Source organism: Pseudonocardia sp. WMMC193, from assembly GCF_021728735.1.
Lineage (GTDB): Bacteria > Actinomycetota > Actinomycetes > Mycobacteriales > Pseudonocardiaceae > Pseudonocardia > Pseudonocardia oroxyli.
In genome coordinates, this window is record NZ_JAKKDO010000003.1 from 2,204,135 (window position 1) to 2,218,391 (window position 14,257).

Consider the following 14,257-nt stretch of genomic DNA (forward strand, 5'->3'; position numbering starts at 1 on the left):
TGAGGCGGCGGGTCAGGGACGGGTGACGCGGAGCAGCAGCTTCCCGGCGAGACGGCCGGCCTCGAGAAGCCGGTGGGCCTCCTGCACGTCGTCGAAGTCCAGCACTCGATCCACGGGCACGCACAGTGCACCGCGTTTGCCGGCATCGGTGATGTAGGCCTTCGCCGCGGCCAGGCGGTCGGGGGACTCCACGAGCTCGAAGAGGTCGACGAAAGCGATGGACCTACGGTCGAGAGCGACCAGGGGCACGTCGACGCGGGCCGCCCGGATATCCGGTGAGGTCTGTGCCCCGTAGCAGAGCACATGCCCGAACGGCGCGGTGGCGGCGATCAGATCGACCAGCAGAGCACCGCCCACGGTGTCGTACACCGCCGTGGCGCCCACCCCGTCGGTGATCGAGGCGACGATGCCGACGAGGTCCTCGTCGTCGGTGGCGACGGCGTGGTCGGCTCCCAGGGCGAGCAGCTCCGGCTTGCGCGCAGCAGTGCGGGTCGTGGCGATGACCGTAGCGCCGAAGTCCCGTGCGATCTGGATCAGTGCGGTGCCGACCGAGGACGTTCCGGCCGTGACGACGACGGTGTCACCGCGTTGGATCGGCACCTTGGTGGCCAGGGTGTAGGCCTGCAGGCCGGCCATCCAGGTCGCGGCCTCCTGCTCGTCTGACCGATCGGCCGCCACTGCGACCAGCGCCCCCACGGGAACGTCCGCGTGGGTGGCGTAGGTGCCGGTACCGACCACCGGGGACTGGATCGGCAGGATCGCCACCCGCTCCCCCACGACGAATCCCTCGACGTCGGGCGCGGTGTCGAGGACGGCGCCCACGGCCTCGACACCGAGCGCCGCAGGCAGCGTCGGGGTGATGACGTAGTGGTCGCGCCGGAACAAGGCCTCGAAGCGATTGAGCCCGATCACGTCGATCGCCACGCGCACATGCCCGGACGCCAGCGCAGGCAGCGTGAACGGCACCATCTCCAGCACCTCGGGGCCACCGAGCCGACTGAACTGCACCCGCCGCGCCGACCCGCCGAGGTGACGCTCGTCGCCTGTCAACGGCTCGACCATGTTCCGCTCCTACCAGGGTGATGTCGCGGCCGACGACGACGTCGCGCGGCCCGACGAGATGGTGTAACGATTACGGTTACACCAGAACTTATGTAACAACAACGGTTACAGTCAAGTCGGGCGAGCGGACGCAGGTGAGCGCGAACGGTGGGTTCCACCTCGCCGTGCACGTGCCGACCTGGATCGGCGATCAGCGTCACACCGACTGCGGGAGAGTGCCGTTGCAGCCCGGGCAGGCCTTCGCCCACGGGGGTCGGACGGCGCTGTCCTTTCAGATGACGTAGCCGCCTGCGACTTCGATCGTCTGAGCGTTGATCCACCGGCTGTCCGCCGAGAGCAGGCCGGCGATCACCGTGCCGACCTCATCGGGCTCTCCGACGCGACCCAGGGCGGTCTGGCCCGCCAACATCTTCTCGAACTCGTCGGTCAGGCCGCCACCCAGCTCGGTACGGATCGACCCCGGAGCGATGGCGTTGGCACGGATTCCCCGGTCACCGAACTCCTTGGCCTGATACCGGGTGAGCACCTCCAACCCGCCCTTGAGGCTCGCGTACGGCGCGACCCCGGACGTCGCCACCCGGGAGGTGGCGCTGGCCATGTTGACGATGTGTCCACCGTCGGCGAGGAGCGGCAGCAGCGTCTGGGTCAGGAAGAACGGGCCCTTCAGGTGAACGGCGAACAAGGAGTCGAACTGTGCCTCGGTCACCTCGGTGATCGGGGCGTACAGGCCGTAGCCCGCGTTGTTGACCAGCCCGTCGAAGTCCTCGCGGCCCCACTCGGTGCGCAGCGCAGCCCGCAGCGACTCCCGGAACGCGCCGAACGACGCCACGTCGGCGACGTCGAGCGGCAGCGCCACCGCCGTGCCGCCCTCGGCCGTGATCTCCTCGACGACGAGTTGCGCCGACTCCGGGTTGGCCTTGTAGGTGAGCACCACACCCATGCCTCGGCGGGCGCACGCCCGCGCCGCCGCCGCACCCAACCCGCGACTTCCTCCGGTGATGACGATGATCGTCACGCTTCTCGTTCCCTCCGTCGTGTGGCTGACGGAGACGAGTCAACGCCGCGCAGGCACGCCGAAGAAGGGCGACACTCACGGGGTGCGCCGCACCTAGGATCAGCGGCACCCATCGCCCCGCGTGAGCGTGCGAGCCGGCTCAGGCCGCCACCTCCGGCGGCCGTGTCGCCTCGAGCCGGTCTCCGTCCACGGTGAGGTCCCAGACCAGCTCCGCGAGCACCATCGGGCGGGTCGTGGGACCGCGCCTGACCACAGGTCCGGCGTGCTCGGGTCCGCGGTGACCCCGAGCCGCCCAGCGGGGCTGGGCCACCGCCCGACGACCGGGTTCAGCCGGTCGCCACCACGCCGAACCCCTGGCCCTCCCAGAGCTCGGGGAAGTCGGCGAGACTCCGGCGAAGCACGTCCCGGATCGAGGTGGAGCCCAGCACCTCACACATCGCCCGGCTCGCCTCGTCGTAGACCTCGCCCAACGCCGCCACGATGCCGTGGCCCACGTAGCACTCCGCATCCGGGGACGCCGCGTGCATACCGAAGATCGGCTCCGCCCCGGTTGCCCGGTAGACGTCCAGCAACGTGATCTCGGCCGCGTCGCGGGTGAGCACCCAACCCCCGCTGCGTCCGCGTACGGCCTCGACGAGTCCGGCGGCACGCAGCTCCCCCAGACAGCGACGGATCACGACGGGGTTGGTGTTCACACTCGTCGCGATGCGTTGAGACGTCGCGATCTCCTTGTCCGTCCCCCGCCGGTCGAACGCCATCCACGTCAAGACGTGCACAGCGGTCGTCATCCGGGAGTTGGCACTCATGTGTTGATTGTAACAGTTCTTGCTACACATGGTCGGCGCCCCTGGGCGCGCGACCTGAGGTGGAGCAGGTACCACCGCCCTCGCCACCACTACCAAGGGGACCTTCTTCACGGTGCAGAAGGCGCTGCCTTTGCTGGTGGACGGCGCCTCGGTGATCCTGGTGTCCTCGATCGCCGGGGTGACGGGGTCACCCGGCATGAGCGTCTACGCGGCGACCAAGGCAGCCGGCCGCAATCTGGCCCGCTCGTGGGCGGGGGAGCTCGCTTCGCGCCGGATCCGAGTCAACGCGCTCCTGCCCGGCCCCACCGACACCCCGGGCATGGCCCGGACGCTCGAGGAGGCGCGGGCCGCGGGGTTCTCCGGCACGCTCCGGACTCCACTCGCCGATCTCGTCCCGGCCGAGGCCGTCGCGGACGCGGCCTTGTTCCTCGCCTCGGACCGCAGCGCATTCATGACCGGCACCGACGTCACCGCCGACGGTGGCAGGCTCGTCGCTTGATCACGGTGGAGTCACCGGCGAGCTCGGCCGTGCCCCGGCGCGGGACGACGGCACCATCCGCTCAGCTCCGGGCACCCACGGACCTGGCCGAGATCCCGCCCGACACCGCCACCGCGCGGCTCCCGGCGTCCTCCGGTGCCGCCGGGAGATCGGTCCTGCCGAACATCCTCGAGCACACCCAGCACGTCTTCTCGCCGGACGCCCAGACCGACCCGATCTTCGGCTCCGCCACCGACCTCGTCGTCTCCGAAGGCTCCCACGGCTGGATGGGCGTGCCGGTGCGCAGCGGGGACACCCTGTGTCGAAGTCGGAAGGTCGACCGTGCACGGACCCGCACGGGCGTGTTCGGCCCGCTCAGAGCAGACCGATGCGGTCCAGCCGTTCCTCGTAGACGTCGAGCGCGGCCTCGGCGTCGGGCGCGGTCTTCTCGACCTCCGCGTAGAGGGCCCGCAGGTCCGCTCCGGACTCGCGGAACCGGCGGTTCCACTCCTTGCCGTCGACGCGCCAGTACCCGACGACACCGTAGGAGCGGGCCGGGAGCCCGCGCTCGTGGCGCAGGTGCTTGCGGATGGCGCGCGTCGCGGCGGCCTCGCCCGCGACGTAGACGTACCCGGGTCCCTCGGGGAGCTCCAGTGCCCGGACCACCGTGGCCAGGGTGCTGCCCGCGGTGCCCAGCTCCGGGGTGTCGATCCAGGTCACCTCCGCACCGGTGAGGGGCTGCCGGTCGGCGGGGTCGGGGATCTCGATCACGGCCGTCGTGGGCAGGGAGCCCGCCGTCTCCTCGATGATCCGGCCGAAGGCCGGGAGGCCGACGACGTCCCCCAGCAGGAGCTGCCACCGGGCGTCCTCGGGTCGCTTGAACCAGCTGTTCTGGTGCACGATCCGGAGCCGGTCGCCGACCTCGGCCACGGCGGCCCACTCGCCGCCGACCCCACCGGGGTGGACCACCAGGTCCACGGTCAGGCGCCCGGCCGCCTCGTCGACCGCGCGGACGGTGTACCAGCGGCCCACGTCGTCCACGGGGTCCTCGGAGATCCCGGCCACCGGGAAGTTGAGCAGGCACCCCTCGTCGGGGACGCCGAGTGAGGTGAACCCCCGCAGCCCCGGCCCGCCCAGCTCGACGCGGACCAGGCTGGGCGAGAGCCGGCGCACGGCCAGCACGTCGGCCAGGTGGGACGGGGGTTCGGCGGTCACGTGCGCTCCTCGTTCAGGAAGTCGAGCAGGATCTCGTTCACGGTCGCGGGACGTTCGAGGTACCCGACGTGCCCGGTGTCGGGGACCTCGACGTAGCGGGCGGCCGGGATCGCCTCGGCGACCTCCCGGCTCAGGTGGGGCGGGATGGTGGTGTCGTCCGCGAAGCCGACGACGAGGAACGGCACCGTGATCGCCCGGTACGCGGGCCGCCGGTCGCCCATGTCGACCGACGCCGCCAGCTGGGCCCGCTCCCCCGGTCCGATCGCCGAGCCCCCCATCTCGTACACGTCCAGCCAGTCCTGGACGGACTCCGCCCGCCGCGAGACGGGCGAGAGGTTCTGCACCACCTTCACCGCGGCATGGTAAGCGGGCGGCAGGACCACGCCGTCGTCGTGCAGCGCGATCTCGCCGCGGGCCTGCGCCTCGGCCACGGGGTCCAGGCGCGCGTGCGCGCCCATCGCCACCGCCCGGGAGACGAGGTCCGGTCTCGCCAGGGCGAGCTCCTGGACGATCCGCGCGCCGAGCGAGGTCCCGATCACGTGGGCAGGGCCGCCGCCGAGGTGCTCGATGAGGGCCGCGGTGTCCCCCACCATGTCGTCGACGGTGAAGCCGTCGGCGCACTCCGTCGTCGGCGGGATCCCGCGGTTGTCGAACGTCACGACCCGGTGTCCCGCCGCGAGCAGGGCCGGGACCTGGTGCAGGTGCCAGACCCGACCGGGGCTCCCGGTGCCCATCACCAGGACGACGAGCCGGCCCTCGCCGCGCACGTCGTACGCGAGTGAGATGCCGTTCAGGTCGGCGACGACGGTCGTCATGCCGAGCGCCGCTCCGGCCGGGCGCAGGGTGCGACTCCGCGTGCTCCGCCACCCGCTCCGGCCACCGCCTGCACGACCGCGGCCGCCTTCAGGGTCATCTCGTCGTACTCGTCCACCGGGTCCGAGTCCAGGACGATGGCCCCACCGGCCCCGATGCTCGCCCGCCCGGACTCGATCGTCGCCGTGCGGATCACGATGTTGAGGTCCGCCGCGCCCTGGAAGCCGAAGAAGCCCAGCGCCCCGGAGTAGATGCCGCGCGGGCGCTGCTCCAGCGCGTCGATGATCTGCATCGTGCGCAGCTTGGGCGCGCCCGTCATCGAGCCGCCCGGGAACGCGGCCCGGACCGCCGCGACGGGCCCGACCTCGGGCCGGAGCCGACCGCGGATCGTCGAGACGAGCTGGTGGACGGTGGCGTAGGACTCCACCTTCATGAAGCCCGGCACCCGGATGCTGCCGATCTCGCAGATCCGGCCGAGGTCGTTGCGCAGCAGGTCGACGATCATGAGGTTCTCGGCGCGGGTCTTGTCGCTGCCCGCCAGCTCGTCCCGCAGGGCGCGGTCGACCTCGGGGTCGGGGTCGCGGCGGGCGGTGCCCTTGATCGGCTTGGACTCGACCGTGCCCTGGGCGTCGACGGTGAGGAAGCGCTCCGGGGACGACGACAGCACGTGGAGCTCGTCGAACCGGAGGTAGGCGGCGTACGGGGCGGGGCTGCGCCTGCGCAGCCAGCGGTAGGCCTCCAGCGGGGATCCGGTGAAGGGCAGGTCCAGGCCGTTGGTCAGGCAGATCTCGTAGCTCTCCCCGGCGTGCAGGCTCGCCGTGCACTCCGCGATGTCCGCGAGGTAGCGGGCCCGCGAGCGGTGCAGCAGCGGCTCGACGTCGATCTCCCGTTCCTCGTGCGCCACCGGCCGCGGCCGGGCGCCGCGCAGCGCCTCGATGCGGCCCGCGGTCTCGTCCACCCAGGCCTGGGCCCGCCGCACCGAGCCGTCTCCCCCGTCCGCCAGGGCGAAGACCCAGGTGGTGTCGGTCTCGTGGTCGACGGCGACCATGCGGCTCGCCGTCATCCACTGGGCGTCTGGTTGGGGCGAGACGTGGTCGGTGGGCGACCCGCACTCGTCCCGCATCTCGTAGCCGAAGTAGCCGACGTAGCCGCAGGCGAGGTCGAACGGCAGCGCGGAGTCCCAGGGCAGCCGGTGGGTGCGCAGCCGCTCCTCCAGGGTGTCGAAGATCGACCCGGGGGTGGCGCGGACCCGCCCGTCCTCGGTGACGACGTGGACGACGCCGGTGCCCACCCGCGCGCTGAGCACCTCGCCGAGCCCGCCGCCCGCGTCCCCCAGGAAGGAGAAGCGGGAGAGCCCGCGCTCGACCCGGCTGCTGTCCAGCCAGAACGCGAACCGCGAGTCGGCGAACAGCTCCTCGAACAGGACCTCGGTCGACACGGTGAAGTCCAGGGTCCGGCGGCGCAGGGTCCGCTGCTGGGGGCGCAGCGGCGTCGGTCCGCCGCGGTGCTCGGCCCGGACGAGCTCGGCGAAGTTGGCGAAGATCGCCGCGCCGTGCTCGGAGGCCACCGACTCCGGGTGGAACTGCACGCCCCACCAGGGGAGGCGCCGGTGCCGGACGCCCATCACCACGCCGTCCGGCGACCAGGCCGTGGCCTCGAGGTCTTCGGGGAGCGGCTCGGCGAGGCAGAGCGAGTGGTAGCGCACGGCCGTGAAGTCCTGCGGGACGCCGCGGAACAGCTCGGTCCCGCTGTGGCGGATGGTCTCCAGGTAGCCGTGCCGGGGTTCGGGGGCGGGGACCACCGACCCGCCCGCCAGCCAGCCGAGCGCCTGATGGCCCAGGCAGACCCCGAGGACGGGGATGGTCCCCGCGCGCAGGTGGTCCAGGGCCACGCCGCGGTCCCCCGGTTCGGCGGGGCTGCCGGGCCCCGGGGAGATCACCACCGCCGCATAGTCGGCGAGGTCGATGTCCGCCCACTCCGGGGCGTCGTTGGCGAGGACCGTGGGCTCGACCCCGAACGTGGCGGCCATCAGCTGGAACACGTTGTAGCTGTAGGAGTCGTAGTTGTCGACGAGGATGGTGCGCATCGGGTCTCCGGGCGTCGGTCAGCGTCGCGTGGACGCGTCGGCGGCGAGCTGGCTGCGGAAGTGGTCGAGGCGGGCCGCGTCGGGGACGGCGGCCCGCACGGGCGCCCCGGCGCCCCGCCAGCCGACCACCGGGCGGATCCCGTGCAGTGCGTTCACGGTCCAGACCTCCGCCTCGGCGAGGCTCGCGGGCGCGCAGCGCTCGGGGGTGATCGGCACGCCCGCGGCCTGCGCCGCACCGCGGAGCCGCGCGGCGGTGACGCTGGGCAGCACCGGCAGGTCGGGGGCGGGGACGCAGAGCCGGTCCCCGCGCCACCACAGCAGGGCGGAGTGTGCGGCCTCGCGCACGACCCCGTCCGGGCCCACCAGCAGGGCGTCGTCCGCGCCGTGCGCGACGGCGCGGCCGCGCAGCCCCGCGAGCAGCGCGAGATCGGGACCCTTCACCTCGGGGCGGCGGCGGGCGTCCGGTTCGGGTGCCACCCACAGCCGGGTCTCCCACTGCTCCGGCGGCGCCGGTCGGACCCAGAGCACGAGGCGGCCACCCGGGTGGGCCTCCACACGGGGGAACCACCGCCCCGCCCGCGGGAGGGCGGCCGCGGCGTCGGTGAGGAACGCCCCGAGGTCGGCGGTGGGCAGCCCGAGGGCGGCGCACCCGGCGCGGAACCGGGCCCCGTGCCGGTCGAGGTCCCGCACCCGCCCCCCGACGGCGAGGAACGAGTCCACCACCAGGGCCGCCTCGGGCGCGGGCCCGACCTCCTCCGACCAGCGGCCCGGCCCGGCCCAGTGCAGGCGCCGCGCGGTCACCACTGCCCCGTCCGCGCCACGAACCGCTGGACCTTGCCGCTGAACGTGCGCGGCAGCGCGGGCACGAAGGTGATGCTGCGCGGCACCTTGAACGCCGCCAGCCTGCGCCGGGCCAGGGCGAGCAGCTCGCCCTCGAGCTGGGCGTGGCGGTCCGCGGCGGCCGTCGAGACCGCGAACGCGCGCAGCTTGCTCGCGCCGCGCGCGTCGAGGACCGCGGCGACCACGATCTCCCGCACCGCGGGATGCTCGCCGAGGACGGCCTCGACCTCCTGCGGCGAGACGTTGATCCCGCCGACGATCTCCATGTCGTCCGCGCGTCCGGTGTGGACGAACCGGCCGTCGGCGCGCCGGAACCCGGTGTCGTTCGTCGAGAGCCACCCGTCGACGAGCACCCGGGCCGTCTCATCGGGCGCGTCGAGGTAGCGGGACATGACCGTCGGACCCCGCACCCACAGCCTGCCCGAGACGTCCACCGGGCACGGTCGCCCGGCGCCGTCGCGCACCTGCAGCGCGTAGCCGGTCAGGGGCCGTCCGATGGTCCCGGGCGCGCGGTCGGCCGGGTCGTCGGCTGCGGTGTCGGCGGGGGTCTCGGCGCAGTAGGCGCCCCCCACCTCGGTCGATCCGAGCTCGTTCAGCACCGGGGCCCCGAGCAGCTCCCCGGCGCGCGCCCGCACGACGGCGGGCAGCGACTCCCCCGCCGAGACCGCGACCCGCACCGAGCCGAACGCCTTCCGGTCGGTCTCGGCGACCAGGTTGGCGTAGGCGGAGGGCACCCCGTGCAGGACCGTGACCCGGTACCGGTCGACCAGCTCGGCGATCGCCGCCGGGGTCGGTCGCTCGGGGCTCAGCACCGCGGCCGAACCCGAGAACAGCGGGTAGACCAGCGAGTTGCCGAACCCGTAGGCGAAGAACATCTTGGAGACGGACAGGGTGACGTCCGCGGCCGAGATCCCCAGCATGTCCTCCCCCACCGCCCGGTGGTACGCGGCGAGGTCCCCGTGGCGGTGCACGGCCCCCTTGGGACGACCGGTGGTGCCGGAGGTGAACTGCACGTAGAGGTCCGCATCGTCCGCCAGGTCGACCGCGGCACCCTCGGCGGCCCGGTCCGCGGCCACGACGAGCGCCTCGGGCTCGACCCATCGCTCCGCCGACCCCAGGGCACCGCCCGGACCGCCGGCGACGACGAGTGCCGGCCCGACCCGGTCGACCAGCTCGGCCCGCTCCGCCCCGCCGAGGTACGGGTTGGTCACGACCGCGACCGCACCGGTCCGCGCCACCGCGAGGAACAGGGCGACGAACACCGGGCTGTCCACGAGGGACAGGACGACGCGCGCACCGGCCCGGACGCCCCGCTCCCGCAGCACGGTCGCGAGCCTCGCCGCCAGGGAGTGGACCTCGCGGTGCGTCCACGTGCGGTCGCTGTGGAACGCGGCCGAATCGAGCAGGCCGCGCGCCCGCACCCGCCGTGCGACGACCTCCGCGACGTTCACCGGAAATCTCGGAAGACCACTGGAACCGGACCCCCGACTAATGTAACCATAGCCTTACCTTAAGCCGCTCCCCGGGCCGGGACAACGTTTTCTCCAGAATTCGCTGCCGCGCGCCGGGGCGCCCCCGGGCCGCTTTTCGTGCGCTCGAATACATCGACGGAGCCGAGCAGTTGACTGCAGACCATGGTGCCCACACTCCCCCCGTCCTGGTGGTCGGCGCCGGGCCCGTCGGGCTCACCGCGGCCCTCGCCCTGCGCGCCCTCGACATCCCGGTCCGCCTGCTGGAGGCCGACCCGCAGGACCGCGTTCGCCCGGGCAGCCGCGCGCTGTACGTCCACCGCGACTCGCTGACCCTGCTCGACCGGATGCGGCCGGGCCTGGGCACCGCGATCGCGCGCCGGGGCATCCGGTGGGCCGGGCGCCGCACCCGCTACCGCGGCCACGAGGTGTTCGCGCGCGACCACCGGGACGACTCGGGGACCCGGGGGCACGGGCTCCCGCCCTACGCCTGCCTGCGCCAGATCGAGACCGAGGGCTTCCTCCTCGAGGCCTGCCGGGAGGCAGGCGTCGAGCTCGCCTGGTCGGCGCGGGTGGAGACGGTGCGCAGCACCCCCGACGGCGTCGAGGTGCACGCGGCGGACGGCCGGTCCTGGAGCGCCGGGTACGTGATCGCCGCCGACGGGGCCCGCTCCCCGGTCCGGGCCGCGATCGGCCGCACCATGGTGGGCGGCCGCTCGAACAGCCACCACGTCGTCGTCGACCTGGCCGACGACCCCCGCGCGCCCGAGCCCGCCCTGCGCACCTTCCACTATCACCATCCCGGTCTCGGCGGGCGGCACGTCCTGGTCGTGCCGTTCGCCGGCGGCAGGCAGGTCGACCTGCAGTGCAGGCCGGGCGAGGACCCCGAGGAGTTCCTCGACGAGGCCCGCATGCGCGACTGGCTGCCGCAGGTGGTCGACCGCGGCTACCTGGACCGGGTGCTGTGGGCCTCGCGCTACCCGTTCCTGCAGCTGGTGGCGGACTCCTTCGTCGACGAGCACCGCCGGGTGCTGCTGGCCGGGGAGGCGGCGCACCTGTTCGCGCCCTTCGGGGCCCGCGGGATGAACAGCGGGATCGCCGACGCGGACGCCGCGGCCTCGGCCGTGGCGCTGGCCCTGCGTGCGACCGGCCCCGAACGGGCGCGGGGAGCGGTCGAGGACTACGCGGCGGAGCGCACGGCGGCCGCCCGCCACAACCGCGACGCGGCGGGGCGGGCCCTGCGTCACATGCGCCCGCGGAGCCCGGCGCTGCGCGGGGCGCAGCGCGCGGCCGCAGCGCTCTCACCTGCGGTTCCCCGCCTCGGCGAGTGGCTCGAGCGGGCGCCGTACGGGCCACGGACCGCAGCGACCGCTCACGGAACGTACTGACTCCCCGCACGGCTCGTGGTGGCGACCCTACCCTGTTGTTTGCTACCCAAACCTCAGATTAGTCTCCCCTCATGAAGCGAATCCTCGGAGCGGTGGCGCTCCTGCTGGTGCTGGCCGGGTGTGCCGGCGCTCCCGCTCCGGCCGAGCAACCCCAGGCCCCCGCCGCCGCGTTCCCGGTCACCGTGCAGCACTCGCTCGGATCCACCACGATCCCGCAGCAGCCCACCCGGGTGTTCACCCTCGGCCCGTCGGACGCGGACGTCGTCCTGGCACTCGGCGTGGTCCCCGTCGGCATCCACAGCCGCTACGGCTTCGAACGCGGCGTCGGCCCCTGGGCCGAGGACAAACTGGGTTCGGCCACCCCCACGGTGACGACCGGCCGCGTCCTGCCCTTGGAGGCCATCGCCGCGGCCAAGCCCGACCTGATCATCAACGTCGCCTCCGGCGGCGACAAGGAGGAGTACGACACCCTGTCGCGGATCGCCCCGACCGTCGCCCTCCCCGTCGGGGCGCAGCCCTACGCGCCCAAGTGGCAGGACGCCACCCGGCTGATCGCCCAAGCACTCGGCAAACCCGCCGAGGGCGACACGCTCATCGCGGACACCGAGTCCTACCTGAACGGGGTCGCCTCGGCCAACCCCACCTTCCGCGGCAAGACCGCCACCTACCTCGACGTCATGGCCGGCGAGGTCTACGTCGGCGGCAACCAGGCCACGGTCGTCACCACGCTCAAGGAGCTCGGCTTCACCGACACCCCCTACGTGGCGTCGCTTCCCCCCACGGACACCCAGTCGCCCCTGTCCGCCGAGCTCATGCCGCAGATCGACTCCGACGTGCTCGTCGTCTACGGCTTCGGCGCGAGCCAGGCCGAGACGCTCGCGTCCAACGCAGGCCTCGCCAACCTGGGTGCGGTCAAGGCCGAGCACGCCTACTTCATGCCGGACCTCGCCCTCTCCTCACCCTCGGTCCTGTCCATCCCCTACGGCGTCGACGCCATGTTGCCCTTCCTCAAGACCGCGACAGGCTGATCGCGCGCTCGGCGCCGATTCCGGGCCGGAGTCATTCCGGCCCGGAATCGGCGCCGCGGGAAATGTGAACCGACCGCTTTCCGAGGCAGTCTCCTCCCCTTCATCGCCCCGTTTCCGCGGTCAGCGCCAGGCCGCCGCCGCTTCCGGAAAGAAATCCTCGAACATTCCGAGATCGGTGGCGCGGACATAGTTCGGATGGGCGCGGTGCCGGACGAACTCGGTCAGCGCCCGCCTGCCGTAGTAGCCACCCGGTCCCGGTCGCCGTTCCCCTCGGGGCAGCCGATCCGCCGCCACCGCGTCGGCCGCCCGGACGAAGAGGCGATGGCAGGCCTCCACCAGGTTGAGCATCACGTCCTCGAAGACGTCGTCCGGCTCCACCGGGAACCGCTCCTCGTCGACGACGGGACCGGTGTCGATCCCCGCGTCCACCTCGTGCAGTGTCGCGGCGAACTCGGTCTCCCCGTTCAGGATCGCGTGGGCCACGAGAGCCAGGGGCAGCCCCCGGTACTGCGGGAGCGGGCCGCCGTGCACGTTGTAGATCCGCAGCCCCGTCCCGAGCAGCGGCGCCCGGAACAGGAAGCGGTTGTCGATCGACCAGACGACCCCGTCGGTCGAGGCCGCCTTCAGCTCGTCCGCGAGCAGGTTCACGTCCGTGGTCTCGTGGACCGTCACCGACTCGGCCCACGGCGGCCGGTCCCCGCCGACGGACGTGCACACCCCGTCCACCGCGTACCCGCTCCGACGGGCGTGGTCGACGGCCCGCCACAGCAGGGCACCGTCACCGACGAAGATCATGACACCTCCACTCGACCGTGGCCGCCGACCCGGCGCAGCCCGGGCAGGGCCACCAGCAGGACGACACCGACACCCGCCATGACGGCGTTGTAGACCCAGAAGGCGTCGGCGGGCCCGAACACCGACCCGAACACCCCGGCCACCAGGGCGCCGACGGCGGCGCCGGACATGTTCTGTGCCCCGAACACGCTGTTGACCCGCCCGAGCATGGCGGCGGGCGTGCGGATCTGCAGCAGGGCGTACCGGAGCACCTCCTCGACCGACACGCTCGCGCCCGCGGCGACGACGAGGAGCAGCACCACCGGCACGACCGAGGCCAGCCCGGCGGCGACGTAGCAGAGGAAGCTCACGATCATCATCGCGAGCAACAGCCGACCCGGACGGGACACGCCGCCGAGCCTGCCGCTGCCCAGCGCCCCGAGGATCAGCCCCGCCGACAGGGCGGAGTACATCAGGCCCACCACGGTCGGGTCCCCGCCCAGCCGGGCGTCCACGAACGCGGGGATGAGGACCAGCGACCCGCCGCCGCACATGCCCACCACCCCCGCCACCATCACGCCGCGGACCACGGGCTCGCGGACGACGAACCGGTAGCCGCTGCGCATCGCGCGCAGTGGGCCCTCCGCGGTGGGCGGCGCCGTCTCTGTGTCGGAGCGGGGGACGGCCGCCCGACGCCGGGCGACGAGCAGGAGCACCACCCAGGCCGACAGGGCCGTCACCGCGCCGACGCCGTAGTTCCACCCCGGGCCTGCGACGGCGAAGACCGCGCCGCCGGTCACCGGCGCGAGGACGGTGCCCAGCCGCATCGACACGGTGTTGAGCGCCCCGACGGCGTGCAGCTGCGAGGCGTCGACCAGCTCGGGCAGGACGGCGAGCAGCGCGGTGATGCCCATCGAGCCCGACAGTCCGTTCAGCACGACGAAGGCGAACACGGGCCACACGGCCTGCAGGAACGCCGCGTTGAGGGTGAGCCCGACGAAGGTCAGCCCGCAGACGAGGGTGCTCCACACGATCAGCGCCCACCGGTCCCGCCGGTCGGCGAGCACGCCGCCCGCGAGGAACCCGGCGAAGAACGCGAACCCCTCCGCCGCGGCCACCAGGCTGACCGTGGCGGTGGACCCGGTGAGCCGGTACACCTCCAGCGGCACGGTGACCGCGACGAGACCGACGCCGAACAGCAGCACGAAACGGGCGAGGAACAGGGAGCGGAAGGACGCACTCCGCCGCAGCGGGGTGATGTCGACCAGGAGGGACCGGAGCAT

At 73.2% G+C, this 14,257-nt stretch carries 12 protein-coding genes and 1 pseudogene; 3 read left to right on the forward strand and 10 right to left on the reverse strand.

The window, feature by feature from the left end:
• Positions 1-12: 12 nt before the first annotated feature.
• The 3 genes from L3X23_RS11980 to L3X23_RS11990 form a co-directional block, all read right to left on the reverse strand.
• On the reverse strand, positions 13-1,062 hold the full coding sequence (locus L3X23_RS11980) for a zinc-binding dehydrogenase (RefSeq protein ID WP_237192296.1): 1,050 nt from the start codon (positions 1,060-1,062) through the stop codon (positions 13-15).
• Between the two features lie 271 nt (positions 1,063-1,333).
• Positions 1,334-2,077, reverse strand: a complete 744-nt coding sequence (locus L3X23_RS11985) for an SDR family NAD(P)-dependent oxidoreductase (RefSeq protein WP_237192297.1) — start codon at positions 2,075-2,077, stop codon at positions 1,334-1,336.
• A 326-nt stretch (positions 2,078-2,403) separates the two neighbouring features.
• A complete protein-coding gene (locus tag L3X23_RS11990; protein ID WP_237192298.1) occupies positions 2,404-2,883 on the reverse strand; it encodes an Rrf2 family transcriptional regulator in 480 nt (159 codons plus the stop codon).
• An 85-nt stretch (positions 2,884-2,968) separates the two neighbouring features.
• On the opposite strand from L3X23_RS11990, the pseudogene L3X23_RS11995 reads away from it, so the two are divergent.
• Positions 2,969-3,382 (forward strand): annotated as a pseudogene (locus L3X23_RS11995) (SDR family NAD(P)-dependent oxidoreductase); the annotation flags it as partial.
• 354 nt (positions 3,383-3,736) lie between these two features.
• Here the strand turns inward: L3X23_RS11995 and L3X23_RS12000 are convergent.
• The 5 genes from L3X23_RS12000 to L3X23_RS12020 are packed head-to-tail and all read right to left on the reverse strand — an operon-like array spanning position 3,737 to position 9,766.
• Positions 3,737-4,576, reverse strand: coding sequence for a siderophore-interacting protein (locus tag L3X23_RS12000; RefSeq protein WP_237192300.1), 840 nt, complete (start codon positions 4,574-4,576; stop codon positions 3,737-3,739).
• A complete protein-coding gene (locus tag L3X23_RS12005; RefSeq protein ID WP_237192301.1) occupies positions 4,573-5,391 on the reverse strand; it encodes an alpha/beta fold hydrolase in 819 nt (272 codons plus the stop codon). Before L3X23_RS12005 ends, L3X23_RS12000 begins: the two co-directional genes overlap by 4 nt.
• Positions 5,388-7,475 (reverse strand): aminodeoxychorismate synthase component I, encoded by a 2,088-nt coding sequence (gene pabB, locus L3X23_RS12010; RefSeq protein WP_237192302.1) that lies wholly within the window; start codon positions 7,473-7,475, stop codon positions 5,388-5,390. The genes L3X23_RS12005 and pabB overlap by 4 nt, the downstream gene beginning before the upstream one ends.
• Before the next feature lie 18 nt (positions 7,476-7,493).
• Entirely contained in the window at positions 7,494-8,276 is a 783-nt protein-coding gene (locus L3X23_RS12015) for an aminotransferase class IV (protein ID WP_237192303.1), read from the reverse strand.
• Entirely contained in the window at positions 8,273-9,766 is a 1,494-nt protein-coding gene (locus L3X23_RS12020) for a class I adenylate-forming enzyme family protein (RefSeq protein ID WP_237192304.1), read from the reverse strand. The genes L3X23_RS12015 and L3X23_RS12020 overlap by 4 nt, the downstream gene beginning before the upstream one ends.
• A gap of 170 nt (positions 9,767-9,936) precedes the next feature.
• On the opposite strand from L3X23_RS12020, the gene L3X23_RS12025 reads away from it, so the two are divergent.
• Positions 9,937-11,172, forward strand: a complete 1,236-nt coding sequence (locus L3X23_RS12025) for an FAD-dependent monooxygenase (protein WP_237192305.1) — start codon at positions 9,937-9,939, stop codon at positions 11,170-11,172.
• A gap of 71 nt (positions 11,173-11,243) precedes the next feature.
• Positions 11,244-12,200, forward strand: coding sequence for an iron-siderophore ABC transporter substrate-binding protein (locus L3X23_RS12030; RefSeq protein ID WP_237192306.1), 957 nt, complete (start codon positions 11,244-11,246; stop codon positions 12,198-12,200).
• A gap of 120 nt (positions 12,201-12,320) precedes the next feature.
• On the opposite strand, the gene L3X23_RS12035 is transcribed toward L3X23_RS12030, so the two are convergent.
• Positions 12,321-12,995 (reverse strand): formyltransferase family protein, encoded by a 675-nt coding sequence (locus L3X23_RS12035; RefSeq protein ID WP_237192307.1) that lies wholly within the window; start codon positions 12,993-12,995, stop codon positions 12,321-12,323.
• Positions 12,992-14,257 (reverse strand): enterobactin transporter EntS, encoded by a 1,266-nt coding sequence (gene entS, locus L3X23_RS12040; RefSeq protein ID WP_237192308.1) that lies wholly within the window; start codon positions 14,255-14,257, stop codon positions 12,992-12,994. Before entS ends, L3X23_RS12035 begins: the two co-directional genes overlap by 4 nt.